The organism is Streptomyces sp. NPDC047043, assembly GCF_040644055.1.
Taxonomy (GTDB): domain Bacteria; phylum Actinomycetota; class Actinomycetes; order Streptomycetales; family Streptomycetaceae; genus Streptomyces.
The window spans coordinates 105,694-120,275 of the sequence record NZ_JBEYVO010000018.1 but is presented as its reverse complement, the minus strand read 5'-3'; the positions used below and the strand labels follow the sequence as shown (position 1 = coordinate 120,275).

13 protein-coding genes are annotated in these 14,582 nt (G+C 70.8%); 4 read left to right on the top strand and 9 right to left on the bottom strand.

Features of this window, described 5'->3' with window-relative positions:
- The first annotated feature begins 84 nt into the window (after positions 1–84).
- Positions 85–1,278 (top strand): sialidase family protein, encoded by a 1,194-nt coding sequence (locus ABZ880_RS27590; protein ID WP_361267903.1) that lies wholly within the window; start codon positions 85–87, stop codon positions 1,276–1,278.
- On the opposite strand, the gene ABZ880_RS27585 is transcribed toward ABZ880_RS27590, so the two are convergent.
- From ABZ880_RS27585 to ABZ880_RS27565, 5 genes are read right to left on the bottom strand one after another with little or no spacing between them, the layout of a single operon-like run.
- The gene (locus ABZ880_RS27585) at positions 1,275–2,210 is read right to left on the bottom strand and encodes a dihydrodipicolinate synthase family protein (RefSeq protein WP_361267704.1); all 936 of its coding nucleotides are present in this window, start codon (positions 2,208–2,210) and stop codon (positions 1,275–1,277) included. The two genes, ABZ880_RS27590 and ABZ880_RS27585, sit on opposite strands and share 4 nt — an antisense overlap.
- On the bottom strand, positions 2,207–3,226 hold the full coding sequence (locus ABZ880_RS27580) for an ABC transporter ATP-binding protein (protein WP_361267702.1): 1,020 nt from the start codon (positions 3,224–3,226) through the stop codon (positions 2,207–2,209). The genes ABZ880_RS27585 and ABZ880_RS27580 overlap by 4 nt, the downstream gene beginning before the upstream one ends.
- Complete coding sequence (locus tag ABZ880_RS27575) at positions 3,223–5,208, bottom strand: dipeptide/oligopeptide/nickel ABC transporter permease/ATP-binding protein (RefSeq protein ID WP_361267700.1); 1,986 nt, start codon at positions 5,206–5,208, stop codon at positions 3,223–3,225. The genes ABZ880_RS27580 and ABZ880_RS27575 overlap by 4 nt, the downstream gene beginning before the upstream one ends.
- Positions 5,205–6,167 carry an ABC transporter permease gene (locus tag ABZ880_RS27570; RefSeq protein WP_361267698.1) on the bottom strand — a complete coding sequence of 321 codons (963 nt, stop codon included), beginning with the start codon at positions 6,165–6,167 and terminating at the stop codon, positions 5,205–5,207. Before ABZ880_RS27570 ends, ABZ880_RS27575 begins: the two co-directional genes overlap by 4 nt.
- A gap of 19 nt (positions 6,168–6,186) precedes the next feature.
- Complete coding sequence (locus ABZ880_RS27565) at positions 6,187–7,785, bottom strand: ABC transporter substrate-binding protein (protein ID WP_361267696.1); 1,599 nt, start codon at positions 7,783–7,785, stop codon at positions 6,187–6,189.
- Between the two features lie 209 nt (positions 7,786–7,994).
- Between ABZ880_RS27565 and ABZ880_RS27560 the strand changes: the two genes are divergently transcribed.
- Entirely contained in the window at positions 7,995–8,708 is a 714-nt protein-coding gene (locus ABZ880_RS27560; protein WP_361267901.1) for a FadR/GntR family transcriptional regulator, read from the top strand.
- Complete coding sequence (locus ABZ880_RS27555) at positions 8,705–9,133, top strand: protein-tyrosine phosphatase family protein (RefSeq protein ID WP_361267694.1); 429 nt, start codon at positions 8,705–8,707, stop codon at positions 9,131–9,133. Before ABZ880_RS27560 ends, ABZ880_RS27555 begins: the two co-directional genes overlap by 4 nt.
- On the opposite strand, the gene bla is transcribed toward ABZ880_RS27555, so the two are convergent.
- The gene (gene bla, locus ABZ880_RS27550) at positions 9,130–9,996 is read right to left on the bottom strand and encodes a class A beta-lactamase (RefSeq protein WP_361267899.1); all 867 of its coding nucleotides are present in this window, start codon (positions 9,994–9,996) and stop codon (positions 9,130–9,132) included. The genes ABZ880_RS27555 and bla overlap by 4 nt on opposite strands.
- 120 nt (positions 9,997–10,116) lie before the next feature.
- On the opposite strand from bla, the gene ABZ880_RS27545 reads away from it, so the two are divergent.
- Complete coding sequence (locus ABZ880_RS27545) at positions 10,117–11,241, top strand: abortive phage infection protein (protein ID WP_361267692.1); 1,125 nt, start codon at positions 10,117–10,119, stop codon at positions 11,239–11,241.
- Here ABZ880_RS27545 and ABZ880_RS27540 read toward each other — a convergent pair.
- The 3 genes from ABZ880_RS27540 to ABZ880_RS27530 form a co-directional block, all read right to left on the bottom strand.
- On the bottom strand, positions 11,229–12,704 hold the full coding sequence (locus ABZ880_RS27540) for an alpha/beta hydrolase (protein ID WP_361267690.1): 1,476 nt from the start codon (positions 12,702–12,704) through the stop codon (positions 11,229–11,231). The two genes, ABZ880_RS27545 and ABZ880_RS27540, sit on opposite strands and share 13 nt — an antisense overlap.
- A gap of 92 nt (positions 12,705–12,796) precedes the next feature.
- On the bottom strand, positions 12,797–13,627 hold the full coding sequence (locus ABZ880_RS27535; protein ID WP_361267688.1) for an ABC transporter permease: 831 nt from the start codon (positions 13,625–13,627) through the stop codon (positions 12,797–12,799).
- Complete coding sequence (locus ABZ880_RS27530) at positions 13,624–14,538, bottom strand: ATP-binding cassette domain-containing protein (protein WP_361267687.1); 915 nt, start codon at positions 14,536–14,538, stop codon at positions 13,624–13,626. Before ABZ880_RS27530 ends, ABZ880_RS27535 begins: the two co-directional genes overlap by 4 nt.
- Positions 14,539–14,582 lie beyond the last annotated feature (44 nt).

Genomic DNA, 14,582 nt, shown 5'->3' with positions numbered 1-14,582 from the left:
GGCGCTCCGGCGCCTTGCGATCGCACGCACCGGACGCCGCAGCGCCCGCCCTCCGGGCGGACGACGGGGGTTCGTTCACAGGCTCTGCGCCGCACACTCCTCGTCACCCTCGCACTCCTCGCCCCCCTCACCGCGACCGCGCACACCTCCGCCGCCACCGGCTGTGCCTCCTCCGTGCCGTACGTCTCGGGGGAGGGCGGCTACGACACCTACCGCATCCCGGCGACGGTCACGACCGGCCGGGGCACGGTCCTGGCGTTCGCCGAGGGCCGTCACAACGGGGCCGGCGACACCGGCCACATCGACGTCGTCCTCAGACGCTCCGGCGACGGCGGCTGCACCTGGGGGCCGATGCGGGTCGTTGCCGCCGGGGACGGGAACACCCGTGGCAACCCCGCCCCGGTCGTCGACCCGCACACCGGCGCGGTCGTCCTGGTCACCTCCTACAACAGCGGTGCCGTCACCGAGGCGCAGATCATGCGGGGCGAGGTCACGCCGGAGCAGAGCCGCGGGGTGTTCGTACAGCGCAGCTGGGACGACGGGCTGCACTTCACACCGCCACGGGACATCACCGCGGAGGTGAAGCCGGCGGACTGGCGGTGGTACGCGACGGGACCGGGCCATGCGGTCGCGCTGACCCGTGGCCGGCATTCCCCCAGAGGGGGTGCCCCCAGCCGGCTGGTCGTCCCCGCCAACTACTCCGTGGCCCCGCCCGCCGGCTCCTCCGACACCGGCCAGGAGGCCAAGTACTACGGCGCCCACGCCATCTACAGCGACGACGGCGGCCGCACCTGGCACCTCGGCTTCGTGGACGACTCGCACGACGGCCACGACAACGCCAACGAGTCCACCGCCGCCCAACTCCCCGACGGTCGCCTCTACTTCAGCTCCCGCGACCAGAACGGCACCAGCGTCGGCGACCGTCTCGACACCTACTCCAGCGACGGCGGCCAAACCCTCGACCGCCCCTACGCCGTGCAGCACACGCTCGACGACGTGCCGGTGGTCGAGGGCAGCGTCCTCCAACTCGGCGGCATGGACGCCCCGTTGCTCTTCTCCGGCCCCTCCGTGCCGACCGCCCGCCGGGCGATGGCGATCTGGAGCAGCACGGACGACGGGACGACCTTCACCAAGGCGCTGACGCTCTCTCCTCAGCCGGCCGCCTACTCCGACCTGGTGCAGCTCGGCCGGCGCACGGTCGGGATCCTGTACGAGACGGGAGTGGCGGGCCCGTACGAGACGATCGAGTTCCGCAGGCTGCCGGCGGACGAGTTCTAGAGCAGCCCGGCGGCGGCGAGGAACTTGCCGACCTGCTCGACCTCTTCCGGCGACAGCGGCACCTGGGGTTCCGCCGTCGCCGGACAGTCGATGACGCCCCGCAGGTGCAGCGCCGCCTTGAAGGCCCCGAGGGCGGAGGAACTGCCGCCCATGCGTGCCGGGTCGCCGACGGCCACCATGCCGAACAGGGCGCACAGCCGCTCCTGTTCGGCCCGGGCCCGCTCCCAGTCGCCCGCGCGGCAGAGGCGGTCGAGGCGGACGTAGCCGTGCGGGTCGACGTTGGCGAGGCCCGGCACCGCTCCGTCGGCGCCGAGCGCGAGGGCGGAGTCGACGACCAGTTCCGAGCCGGTCAGCACGCTGAAGGCGGTGATGTCGGGGCGGCTGCGGGCGCCGGTGACGACCTCGCGGAAGGCGGCCAAATCGCCGCTGGAGTCCTTGAGGCCGGCGAGGACACCCTCGGCGGCGAGCGTGAGGACGACGTCCGCGGGGAGTTTCGTGTGGACGGCGGCCGGGATGTCGTACGCGATCACCGGCACCGGCGAGGCGGCCGCGATCAGCCGGAAGTGGCGGGCGATCTCGGTGGGGTGGGTGCGCGCGTAGAACGGCGCCGTGACCACCACCGCGTCCGCGCCCGCCGCCGTCACCGACGCCACATGGTCCAGCACCCGCGGCGTCGCCATGTCGATCGCCCCGGCCAGGACGGGGAGTTGGCCGGCCACATGGGCGGCGACCGACTCCACCACCAGCCGCCGCTGCCCGTCGCGCAGATACGCCGCCTCCGACGAGGAGCCCAGCACGAACAGCCCGTCCACCCCGCCCGCCACCAGATGGTCGACCAGCCTGAGCAGGGAGGGGACGTCCACCTCGCGGTCCGGTGTCAGGGGCGTGCAGACGGGCGGGACGACACCGGTCAGCGGGGCGGCGAAGGTCATGAGGGCTCCGTGGGATGGCTCTGGCGTACGAGGTCCTGGGTCGACTGGTCCTCCTTGACAGGATGGTGGCAGCGGAAGCGGTGTCCGGCGGGTGACACGGCCGAAAAGTCCGGCATCTCCGACGCGCACACCTCGTCCGCCTTCCAGCACCGGGTACGGAACGGGCACCCGCTCGGCGGCCGCGTCGCCGACGGGACCGGGCCGATGAGGGGGATGGGGGCGATGGGGTGCAGGAGGCCGGGGGTGGCCGAGAACAGCGCGCGGGTGTACGGGTGCCGGGCGCGGTCCGTGACGTCCGCGGCCGGGGACTCCTCGACGATGCGGCCCAGGTACATGGTGATCACGCGGTCGCTCATCCGCCGTACCGTCTGGATGTCGTGCGAGACGAACACCAGGGCCAGGCCCAGGCGTTCCTTCAGGTCCAGCAGGAGGTTGAGGATCTGGGCGCGGACCGACACGTCCAGCGCACTGGTCGGTTCGTCCGCCACCACGAGGTCGGGGTCGAGCGCCAACGCCCGTGCGATGGCGACCCGTTGGCGCTGACCGCCCGACAGCTGGCCCGGCAGTGCGTCGGACAGTGCGCGCGGGAGGCCCACGAGCGACATCAACTCCCGTACCCGGTCCTCCCGCTGGGTCTTCGCCCCTCGCTCGTGCACGTCCAGCGGGTCCCGCAGGATCTGCCGTACGGGCAGTCGGCGGTTCAGGGCCGTCGAGGGGTCCTGGAAGATCATGCCGGTGGTGCCGCCGATAGCGGACCGGCGTTCGGCGGGCGGCATCGACCACAGGTCGCGGCCCCGGAAGGACACCGTGCCGGACGTCGGCCGTTCCACGCCCACCAGCACCTTGGCGAGCGTGGACTTGCCGCATCCGGACTCGCCGACGACGCCCACCGTCTCGCCGGGCGCCACGGTGAGGTCGGCACCGGTCAGGGCGTGCACCCTGTCCCGCCTGAACAGGCCGCCGCTGCGCGCCTTGTGGACGACATGGGCGCCGGACAGCTCGACGATCGCGTTCATGTGACGGCCTCCGACTCCGACGAAACGAGTTCGACCGCCGGGTGGTGGCAGGCCGCCGTGTGGGTCGGTGTGCCCAGCAGGTCGGGTGGGGTCGTACGGCAGACGTCGGTCGCGAGGGGGCAGCGGTCGGCGAAGCGGCAGCCCGCCGGGAAGTCCGCGGGGGAGGGGACCACGCCCCTGATCTGCGTCATGCGCTCGGCCGCCGACTCCAGCGACAGCACGCTGCCGAGCAGGCCGCGCGTGTAGTGGTGGGCCGGCGCCTCCACCAGGTCGGCGGTCGCACCCGTCTCCACGATCTGCCCGCCGTACATCACCACCACCCGGTCGGTGACGTCCGCGATCAGTGCCAGGTCGTGCGAGACGAGGATCAGTGCGAAGCCCAACTCCTCGCGCAGGCGCAGCAGAAGCTCTATCACCTGCGCCTGCACCGTGACGTCGAGCGCGGTCGTCGGCTCGTCGGCGACGATCAGCTTCGGGTCGCGGGACAGTGCCATGGCGATCAGCACGCGCTGGCGCTGGCCGCCGGAGAGCTCGTGCGGATAGCTGCGCAGGGTGCGGTCGGGGTCGAGGCCGACCATCGTCAGCAACTCGGCGGGCGTACGGCGGCCGCCGCGCCGCACGACCTGCTTCAGCTGGGCGCGGATCGTCATCGCCGGATTGAGGGACGACAGCGCGTCCTGGTAGATCATCGCCATCTCGTGCCCGAGGAGCCTGCGGCGCACACGCATGGGCTCTGCCAACAACTCCCGCTGACTGAAGCGGACTTGGCCACGGATCCGGGCGCCCTTCGGTGCCAGCCCCATGACCGCCAGGGCGGTGAGGGACTTCCCGCAGCCCGACTCGCCGACCAGCCCCAGCACTTCACCGGCCCGCACTTCGAAGCTGATCCCGTCGACGATGTCGACCCCGCCGTGCCGGCCCTCGAACCCGATGGCAAGGCTCTCGACTGCCAGTACCGGTTGCTGTTCCTCGGGGATTGGGCGGGCCCGGGAGCGGAGTCGCGCGGCCGCCGCCGTCAGGCCGGGCAGTTGCAGCACCTCCCCGCTCCCCGGCTCCGGCGCCTCCAGCCGATCGTCCTCCTCCCGAACGGCCACCTCCCGCGCGGCCGGTGCCGCCCACGCGTCCGACACCCCCTCCGACAGGATGTTCAGCGACAGCACGGTCACCAGCATCAGCAGCCCCGGGAAGACGGTGGCCCACCAACCTCCGGTCAGCACCATGTTCTTGCCGTCCGCGATGACGCTGCCCCAGGACGGGTCGGGTGGCCGTACACCCGCCCCGATGAAGGACAGCGACGCTTCGAAGACGATCGCCTCGGCAACCTGCACCGTGCAGAAGACGAGGACGGGCGCGGCGCAGTTGATCGCCACGTGACGCAGCACGATATGAGGCGTCCGCGCGCCGATCACCCGTTCCGCCGTCACATAGTCCTCGCCGTACTGATCAAGTACGTTCGCCCGTACGACCCTTGCCACCGGCGGTGTGAACAGGAATGCGATCGCGCAGATCAGGACCGTGATCCCGCCGCCGAACACGGCCACCAGCACGGCCGCGAGGGCGATACCGGGAAACGCCATCACCACGTCCAGGCAGCGCATCAGCGTCTCGTCGACGCCCTTGCGGGAGGTGGCCGCCACCGCACCGATCAGCGCCCCCACCACCAGCGCGAGCCCCGTCGCGCCGAGGCCGATCGCCAGCGACCAACGGGCGCCGTACATCAGCCTGCTGAGGATGTCCCGGCCGAGGCTGTCCTGGCCCATCCAGTGCTCGGCGGACGGGTGCCCGGTGCCGTCGACGGGGACCTGCTGGTCGAGCGGGTCGTGCGGTGCGAGCAGCGGTGCCAGCAGCGCCATCAGGAACACGACGGCCAGGAAGCACACGGCGATCTTCGACAGCAGCGGCAGGCGGCGCCAGCCGCGGAGGCGGACGCCGGGGCGGGACAGCGCCTCGGTGAGGCTCTTGCGGGTGAACTGCGTGATCATGCGGTCGCATCCCTCAGTCGCGGGTTGACCAGCAGGTAGAGGACGTCGATGACGAGGTTGACGACGACGAAGCCGGTCGCGGTCGTCAGGACGACGCCCTGGACCACCGCCGGGTCCCCGTTCTTCACGGCGTCGATCATCAGCTTGCCCATGCCGGGGAGGGAGAAGATCGTCTCGATGACGACCGCGCCGCCGAGCAGATAGCCGACGCGCAGGCCAAGGACGGTGAGTGGATTGATCAGCGCGTTCCTGAGCACGTTGCGGCCCACCACCACCCGCGGCGGCAGCCCGCTTCCGATCGCCGTGCGGACGTAGTCCTTGTCCAGCTCCTCGACCACGGATGTCCGCACGATGCGGGTGAGTTGGGCCGCCACCGGAAGGGACAACGCCAGCGCCGGCAGGGTCATCGTCTTGAGCCAGCCGGTGAAGGAGTCGGCGGGGTTGATGTAGCCGCCGGTCGGGAACCAGCCGAGGTCGACCGCCAGATACTGGATCATCAGCAGCGCCAGCCAGAAGCCGGGGGCCGCGACACCGGTGAGCGAGACGACGCGGATGATCTGGTCGGGCAGCCGGTCCCGGTAGATCGCCGCCGTCACCCCGCCGACCAGGGACAGCACGACCGCGATCGCCAGGCCCAGGAAGGTGAGTTGGAGGGTGAGCGGGAGTGCGGTGGTGACCTGGTCGATCACCGGGGCACGGGTCAGCGCGCTGGTGCCCATGTCGCCGTGGAGCAGGTCGCCGACGAAGTGGGCGTAGCGCACGGGCAGCGGGTCCAGCAGGCCGTTCTGTTCGCGGAAGTCGTGCAGTTGCTGCGGGGTGGGGTTGGCTCCCTGGAAGAACGCGGACGCCGGGTCGACGTCCGAGAAGCGCATCACCAGGAACACGAACAGCACGATGCCGAGCATCAGCGGCACGAGCAGGGCGATCCGGCGGAGCAGGATCCGGACGACGGCGATCACGGAACGAACCTCCTTGCTGCTAGGCCCACTTGGCCTGGAGGAGGTTGATGCCGGGGTACGGCTGTGCCCTTATGCCGGTGAGCTTGCGCGGGTCCCATGCCGTCATCAGCTCGTTGTGGACGACCGGGTAGAGGACCGCCTGTTCGGCGACGACGTCGATGTAGTCCTGGATCATCGCCTTCTTCTTGGCCGGGTCGGGTTCCTGGGTGGCCCGGTCCATGTCCTTGAAGAGCTGCTTGGCGATCGCGTTGTCGGCCCAACGCGCGTATCCCATCCACAGGTTGGTGGGTCCGTAGTTGTAGTGCATGATCAGGTCGGCGTCGAGGCCGAACTGGTTGGGGTTCGAGGCGGCGGCCACCACCTGGTAGTCCTGCTTCTGGTCCATCTTGGTGAAGACGGCCGTGGTCTCCTGCGGGGAGAGCGTCGTCTTCACGCCGATCGCGTCCCAGGACGCCTTGATGGTCGGCAGGCAGTCGACGATCCAACTCACGTTCACCGCAAGGATGTTGATCTTCAGTCCGCTGACCCCGGCGGCCTTCAGCAGGGCCTTCGCCTTCTGCGGGTCGTAGTCGTAGACGGTCTTCGCGCGCCGGTAGGTGGGGTTGCCCTCGTTCAGGAACGAACTCGACGGTTTCCCGTGGCCCTTGAGTGCGACCTCGACCATCTTCCCGGTGTCGATGGCGTAGTGCAGCGCCTGCCGCACCCGTACGTCGTCGAAGGGCTTGTGCTTGGTGTTGAACATCAGGAACAGGTTGTTCATCCCGGCCCCGCCCGCGACCGTCAGCCCGCCGCTCTCGAGCTGCTGGATGTTGGCGTACGGGATGTTGTCGGAGATCTGCGCGCCGGCGCTGGAGCCGGAGATCCTGGCGACGCGCGGGGCGGCGTCCACGATCGTCAGCCAGTTCATCGTCTTGAAGGCCGCCGGGCGCGGGCCGTTGTAGTCGGCGAAGGCCGCGAAGGTGGTGTTCGACTTCGGGTGGTGCGCGGTCTGTTTGTACGGTCCCGAGCCGACCGCGAGCCCCTTGATGGCGTCGTCCCAGGCGCCGGGCTTGGAGAAGACGTGCTTCGGCATGATCTTCGCGAGGGTGAGCCGCGAAACCCCTTCCGGGAAGGGAAACTTGAGCACCAGCTCGACGTTCTGCGCGTCGATCTTGCGGACTTCCTTCAGCCAGCTCTCGAAGAAGCCCTTGGCGAGCGTCTGCGTCTTGGGGTCGAGGATCCGGTCGAAGACGAACACGACGTCGTCGGCGGTCACGGGCTTCCCGTCGTGGAACTTGGCGCCGGCCCGCAGCGTGAACTTCCAGGACGTGGCGTTCAGGTCCTTCGGCACCTCGGTCGCCAGCGCCGCGTACGGCTTGCGGGTGATCGGGTCGGTGTCGAGCAGCCCCTCGTAGATGTGGTTGTTGGCCGCCATGCAGAAGGCGGACGCGGTCTGCGTCGGGTCCCAGCTGCCGTCGTTGCCGTAGCCGATGACCGCGGTCAGCGTCCGGTCCTTGCCACCCCCGCTGCCGGTGTCGTTCGTGGACTGCGGCCCCGACGAACAGGCCGACAGCGACGCGGAGACGGCGGCGGCCGCGCCCAGCGCGCCGGTGTGCTTCAGGAAGGTCCGGCGGTGCACGGTTCCTCCAGCGAAGAGTCGAAGAGTGAGGAGATACGACGTCCTACGTCCTGCCTCAGCCGCGACCATAGGAGCGGCTCCAGGGGCGGTCAAGGGATCGCACACGAATGGCGTAGCCGTCAGAGGTCGAGCCAATGGCGGTAGGAAATGGCGGGAGTTGATGCACGTCAGTGCCGGACATGGGACGTGGGACGTCCATCGCGCGTACGATGCGGCGCATGTCCGCTCAGCCGAGGCAGACGGAGACCGGGAACAGCCGGATTCAGCGGGCGGTCGTGCAGCTGATCCTCGACCGCAGGCTCCGGCCCGGTGCGCCGCTGCCCACCGAGGCCGAGCTGATGGACGACCTCGGCGTCAGCCGGAACTCCGTGCGCGAGGCCCTCAAGGCGCTCCAGGCCCTGGACATCGTGGAGATCAGACACGGCTACGGCACCTACGTCGGCCAGGCCTCCCTCACCCCCCTGATCGACGGACTGACCTTCCGCACCCTCGCCCGGCACGACGAGGACACCGGCGCGCTCGCCGAGATCCTCCAGGTGCGCGAGGTGCTGGAGGAGGGGCTGATCCGGCGGATCGCGGGTTCGGTCGCCGAGACCGAGCTGGACGCGCTGGAAGCGGTCGTGACCCGGATGGAGGCGGCGGTCCGGTCGGGCCGCCCCTTCCCGGAACTCGACCGGGAATTCCACGAGTTGCTCTACGCCTCCTTGGGCAACGCGCTCGTGCCGCAACTGCTGGCCGCCTTCTGGACCGTGTTCCGCAGGGTCGCCGACGCCCGCGGCTGGACGGACGACCCGGAGCCGGAGGTGACGGTCCGCCGGCACCGGGACATCGTGACGGCCCTGCGCGCGCGGGACGCCGAGAGCGCCCAGCGCGCGATGGTCCACCACTTCCGGGGCATCGAGGCCCGTACGCTGACCCGATGACGGACACCTGGCACCCCACGGATCCCGGTGTGCTGCGACTGCCCTCGGGACGGCTGCTCCGGGGCCGAGGCCTGCGGCACCCCCTGGACCCGGGGGCGCCCACACCCTCGTACGCCCTCTATCTCCTCGGCAAGCAACCCCCTCCCGTCGCCTGGGAGTTCACCTGGATCCGCTGGCCCGACTTCCGGCTGCCCGCCGACCGGCCGGCCGCCCGCGCCGCGCTGACCGAGGCCTGGGAGCGGGCCGCCGCCGAGCGCGTCGAGATCGCCTGCGGCGGCGGCCGCGGCCGCACCGGGACGGCACTGGCCTGCCTGGCGGTCCTGGACGGCGTACCGGCCGAGGAGGCCGTGGATTTCGTACGGCGGCACTACGACCGGCATGCGGTGGAGACGCCCTGGCAGAAGCGGTACGTGCGGGGGTTCTAGGCGAGGGCTTCGGACAGGAGTGCGGCCGTCTCGGCGATGAGTGGGTGGTCCAGCTCGGCGTCCTGGTCCGGCTTGGTCACCTGTACCGCCAGCACGATCGGGGTGCCGTCCGGGGTCCAGGCGATGCCCACGTCGTTGTTGGCGCCGTACGAGCCCCCGCCGGTCTTGTCGGCGACCGTCCATGTGCCGGGCAGTCCCGCACGGAAGCGGTTGGCGCTCGTCGTGTTGTTCAGCAGCCAGTGGGTGAGGAGTTCGCGGTCCGGGCGGTTCAGGGCGTCGCCGAGGACCAGGCGGGCGTAGGTGCGGCCGATGGCGCGCGGGGTGGTGGTGTCCGTGCGGCGCCACGGCTCGGCCGAGTTGAGCTCCGGCTCCCAGCGGTCCAGGCGGGTCACCGGGTCGCCCAGCGATCGGGCGAAACGGGTGATCGCGGTGGGGCCGCCCAGTTCGCGAAGCAGCAGGTTGCCCGCGGTGTTGTCGCTGTAGCGGATGGCCACGTCGGCGAGTTCGGCGACGGTCATGCCCTCGGCGAGGTGTTTTTTCGTCTGGTCGGAGCCCTCATCCACGATGTCGGCCTCCGTGTAGTGGGTCCGACGGGCGAGGACCTCCCCGTGCCGGTCCAGGTCGCGCAGGACGGCCGCCGCCGCGAGGGTCTTGAAGAGGGAGCAGATGGGAAAGCGTTCGTCGGCGCGGTGGGTGACCGTGCGTTTCGTACGGAGGTTGTGCGCGAACACGCCCAGGCGGGTGCCGTGTTGCTGCTCCAGTGTGTGGAGGCGGTCGCTGGTTGCTGCCTGTGCCGGTGCGCTGGTGAGGAGCGCGGCTGCGGTGGCGGTGCCTGCGGTGAGCAGGGTGCGTCGGCCTAAGATCTTGTTCTCCTTCGTTCGACGATCTCTTCAGTGATCGACGCCGTACGTCATCCCTTGGTTGCCGAGCCGTAGACCATCGGCGGACGGCGCGGCGGGCCCGCGCTCGCCACAGTGAGGGGCATGGAGAAGACGAAGGGGATCAATCGGGCGCAGTTCCTGGCCGGGGCGGCGGCCCTCGGGGTCACGGCGGCGGTGCTGCCGTCCGGGTCGGCCGCCGCGGCCACCGGACGGCACGGACTGCGGCACCGCGGCGTCGTCTACACCGTCGGCGAGGGCGACACCCCGGGGACCGCGTGGAGCGCCGCCCGGATGCGCCGGGACATCCGCGTCATCCGCGACGAGCTGCACGCCGACACCGTCGACGTCACCGGTGACGGCGTCGAACGCCTCACCGCCACCGCCGCCGAGGCCGCCGAACGCGGACTGCACGTGTGGCTGCAGCCGACCTTCGGGGACATTCCGCAGCGGGACGTCCTCGAGCACATGGCCGAGTGCGGCCGGTTCGCGGAGCGGCTGCGGCGGCAGGGCGCGAGCGTCGACTTCAGTGTGGGGTGCGAGTTCTGGCTGTTCGTGCCGGGGATCGTGCCGGGGGAGACGGTTCTGGAGCGCGTCGACAACCTGCTCAAGGGCAACTTCGACCCTGTGCGGATGCAGCGCCGGCTGGACGCCTTCACGGCGAGGGCGGCGGCGGTCGGCCGCTCCGTCTTCCACGGCCGGCTGAGCTACGCCGCCGCCCAGGACGACCAGGTCGACTGGCGGCTCTTCGACGTCATCGGCATCGACTACTACTCGTACTTCGGCCACCACGCCGACTACGTACGGGAGTTGAGGCGCTTCCTGCGCTGGGGCAAGCCCCTCGCGATCACCGAGTTCGGCACCTGCACGTACAAGGGCGCGCCCCGGGCGGGCGGCATGGGCTGGAACGTCGTCGACTTCGACAAGGGCGAGATCAAGGGCCACCTGGTCCGCAGCGAACACACCCAGGCGGCCTACCTGGTCGACGTGCTGTCGGTCTTCGAGTCGATGGGCCTGTACGCGGCGATGGCGTTCGAGTTCGTCACCCCGGACGCCCCGCACCGCGCCGACAACCCGCGCAAGGACCTCGACATGGCGAGCTACAGCATCACCAAGACCATCAAGGACCGCCCCGACGACCCCCGTTCGGGCTGGCACTGGGAGCCGAAGGAGGCGTTCCACGCGCTGGCCCGGCAGTACGGCCGCACCTGTGGGGCTCAGTCGCAGTAGACGTCCTTGCCGGGCCGCTCCCCGGTGGCGAGGAACCGGGAGACGGTCGCGTCCCCGCACGCGTTGCCGTTGTCCAAGTAGGCGTCGTGGCCGGTGGAGTCGACCGTCACCATGACGGCACGCCGACCGAGCGCCTCGCGCAGCTTCAGGGCTCCGCTCAGCGGGGTCGCCACGTCACGCTCGTTCTGCACGAGCAGGACGTTGGACGGCCCCCGGCCGGTGATCCGCACCGGCGCCTGCTTCGGCTGCCACGGCCAGGCGGCGCACACCATGGCGTTACGGGGCATGCCGGCCGTCAGCGGATACTTGTCGCGACTCTCCTCGACCCCCTTCTCGTAAGCGGCTGTTGAGCGGGGCCAGGCGGCGTCGTTGCAGATGGTGGCGGCGCCGACGGCGGTGTAGTTCTGCAGCACCTCATCCGGCGGGGACTGGGGCGCGGGCGGGACGGTGCCCTTCTGCGCGGCCAGGATCAGCTGGGCCAGGGCAGGGTAGTCGTCGGGGTCGTAGAGGGTGTTGAGCATGGTCTGGCGCAGGACGTTGCCGTTGAGCTCCGCCGGGTTGGCGCCGGGCCAGGGGATCGGCTCGCGGTCCAGGCGGGCGGCGAGGCGCAGGAACAGCGGCCGCACCTCGGCGGCCGTGCCGGCCAGGCGGTACGGATTGCCGGGCGCGGACGCCCACTTGGCGAACTCGGGGAAGTTGTCCTCGACGCCCACCTCGGCCGCCCGCAGCCAGGCGCGCTCCGGATTCACCGGGTCGGGGTTGTCGTTGCTGTCGAGGACGATGCGGTCGGTGCGCTGCGGGAAGAGCTGGGCGTAGACGGCGTCGACGTAGGTCCCGTAGGAGACGCCCCAGGCCGAGATCTTCCGCTCGCCGAGGGCGGCCCGAATGCTGTCGAGGTCACGTGCGTTGTCGACCGTGCTGATGTGCCGCATCAGCTCACCGCCGTTGCGGGCGCAGGCGTCCGACATGCGCCGGGCCGCGGTCATGTTCCCGGTGACGGAGCCGTCGGGGCCGGGCCAGGGCCGCAGCGTCGTCAGGGCGAGGTCGGCGTGCTCCAGCCCACAACTGACGGCGGTGGAGGGCGCGTTGCCGCGCGGCGCGAACCCGATCAGGTCGTACTCGTCCCGCACGTCCTGCGGCAGCCTCTGCCCCTTGCCGGAGGGGTCGCCCAGGCTGGTGCCGCCGGGCCCACCGGCGATGAGCAGCAGGGCACCCCGGCGGGCGGAGGGTTTCTCGGCGGGGATGCGGGACAGGACGATGTCGATGGTCCGGCCGCCGGGGTGGGAGTAGTCCATCGGGACGTCGAGGGTGGCGCACTGCTGTCGGGGGTCGAGGCCGCTGCCCTCGCACTCGGCCCACTTCAGTGGTGCCCCGGCGGCGGACGCGGCAACGGGTGTGACGACTCCGAAGACGATGCCGGAGGCGGCGGCGATCAGGGCTGCGCTCTTCGTGATCTCCTTCATGGCTACGAGCCTCCAGGAACGGGCCCGCGCCTCACATCCGGTCAACTGCCTTGTTGGGACGGGGGTTTACCCCAGCCCGGCCGGCGGGTTTCTCAGACGTCCCGCCGGTCGACGACCACCACCGCCACCACGGCCGCGACCACCGCCCACACTGCGAACACGACCCATCCGCCGGCGACCGTGGTCGGGTACCGGGGCGCCAGGGTGAAGGGGTGATCGCCGTAGCCGATGTCGACGAGACGCGACCAAGCGTTCAACGGGAGGGCGTTCCTGACGCACGCCGTCCAGTGGTAGCGCTCGGTGACGAAGGACGGCAGGAGGAGCAGGACCACCGTGGTCAGGACCATCGTCGTCGCGCTGTGCCGTATCAGGGCCCCTGCCCCCATCCCCACCAGCGCGCACACCGGGGCGAGCAGCGCCGAGGCCACGACCACCCGCCAGGCACCGGGATGGCTGATCGGCACCCCCAGGCCCCGGCCGTCGAGGACGGCCTGCGTCGTCGCGTAGGAGGCGCCCGCGACGACCGCGCCGTACACGGTCATCACCGTCGCCACCACGACCACCTTGGCAGCCATCAGCGCCCGCCGGTCCGGCACGGCGGTGAAGGTCGTACGGATCAGGCCCGTCCCGTACTCGCCGACGACCGTGATCGCACCGATGCCCGCGCACGCGAGCACCAGCATCATGGCGGCGCCCGCGGTGAAGGCGTCGCGCAGCGCCCAATAGGCGAACTCGCGCTGAATGGGGCCACCGTAGTGCGGATAGTTGACGTAGTCCGCGCGGGCCGCATTCGCGTTGAACGCGATCAGGGCCAGTGCGCCGGCGCCGAGCGCCCAGTAAGTGGAGCGCAGGGAACGGAGTTTGATCCACTCGGCGGCGAGCAGATCGGTGAAGCGGGCGGCAGGTATGACGAGGGTGGTCATCGAGGTTTCCCTGCCTTGTACTCGACGCTGTCGGCGGTCAGTTCCATGAAGGCGGCCTCCAGGGACGCGGCCCGTGTCGACAACTCCCAGACCGGAAGACGGTGTTCGTGCGCGAGCTCGCCGACCCGGACGGCACTGAGCCCGTCCACGCTCAGGGCATTCCTTTCGTACGGGGTCACGGCCGCACCCTCCGCCGTCAGTACGACGGCGAGCGCGCCGGCGTCCGGAGAGCGCACCGTCACGGTCGGCGCCGTGCCGCGTGCGGCGAACTCGGCGAGGCTCTCGGCGGCGATGAGCTCCCCGCGCCCGATGACGATCAACTCGTCTGCGGTGTTCTCCATCTCGGACATCAGATGGCTGGAGACGAAGACGGTCCGCCCTTCGTACGCGAGCCGCCGGAACAGCCCGCGCACCCACAACACCCCTTCCGGATCAAGGCCGTTGAGAGGCTCGTCGAACAGCAGCACCGGCGGGTCGCCGAGCAGCGCGCCCGCGATGCCGAGCCGCTGCTTCATGCCCAGCGAGAACGTGCCGACCCGCCGCCGGGCCGCACCGCCCGTGAGCCCCGCCTCGGCCAGCACCTCGTCCACCCGCCGCCGCGGGATGCGGTTGCTGAGGGCCAGCGCCTGCAGATGCGCCCGCGCACTGCGCCCGCCGTGCACGTCACCGGCGTCCAGCAGCGCGCCGACGTGACGCAGGCCGCGCGAATGACGCCGGAAGGAGCGACCGCTGACCGTGGCTGTACCGGCACTCGGCTCGACGAGCCCGAGCAGCATCCGCAGGGTGGTGGTCTTGCCGGCGCCGTTCGGCCCGAGGAAGCCGGTGACATGGCCGGGGCGGACGGTGAAGGACAGATCGCGGACGGCGGTCGTGGGCCCGTATCGTTTGGTGAGGTGCTCGACTTCGATCATGCGGACCACGGTCGCGCGGGCGGTGGGCCCGGGACATCGGCCGA

Excerpts from the sequence above, each read along its gene's own strand:
- ABZ880_RS27530 (WP_361267687.1), bottom strand. The coding sequence starts at position 14,538 with ATGATCGAAGTCGAGCACCTCACCAAACGATACGGGCCCACGACCGCC.
- ABZ880_RS27575 (WP_361267700.1), bottom strand. The coding sequence starts at position 5,208 with ATGATCACGCAGTTCACCCGCAAGAGCCTCACCGAGGCGCTGTCCCGC.
- ABZ880_RS27555 (WP_361267694.1), top strand. The coding sequence starts at position 8,705 with ATGACGGACACCTGGCACCCCACGGATCCCGGTGTGCTGCGACTGCCC.
- ABZ880_RS27585 (WP_361267704.1), bottom strand. The coding sequence starts at position 2,210 with ATGACCTTCGCCGCCCCGCTGACCGGTGTCGTCCCGCCCGTCTGCACG.
- ABZ880_RS27535 (WP_361267688.1), bottom strand. The coding sequence starts at position 13,627 with ATGACCACCCTCGTCATACCTGCCGCCCGCTTCACCGATCTGCTCGCC.
- ABZ880_RS27560 (WP_361267901.1), top strand. The coding sequence starts at position 7,995 with ATGCGGCGCATGTCCGCTCAGCCGAGGCAGACGGAGACCGGGAACAGC.
- ABZ880_RS27540 (WP_361267690.1), bottom strand. The coding sequence starts at position 12,704 with ATGAAGGAGATCACGAAGAGCGCAGCCCTGATCGCCGCCGCCTCCGGC.
- ABZ880_RS27545 (WP_361267692.1), top strand. The coding sequence starts at position 10,117 with ATGGAGAAGACGAAGGGGATCAATCGGGCGCAGTTCCTGGCCGGGGCG.
- ABZ880_RS27580 (WP_361267702.1), bottom strand. The coding sequence starts at position 3,226 with ATGAACGCGATCGTCGAGCTGTCCGGCGCCCATGTCGTCCACAAGGCG.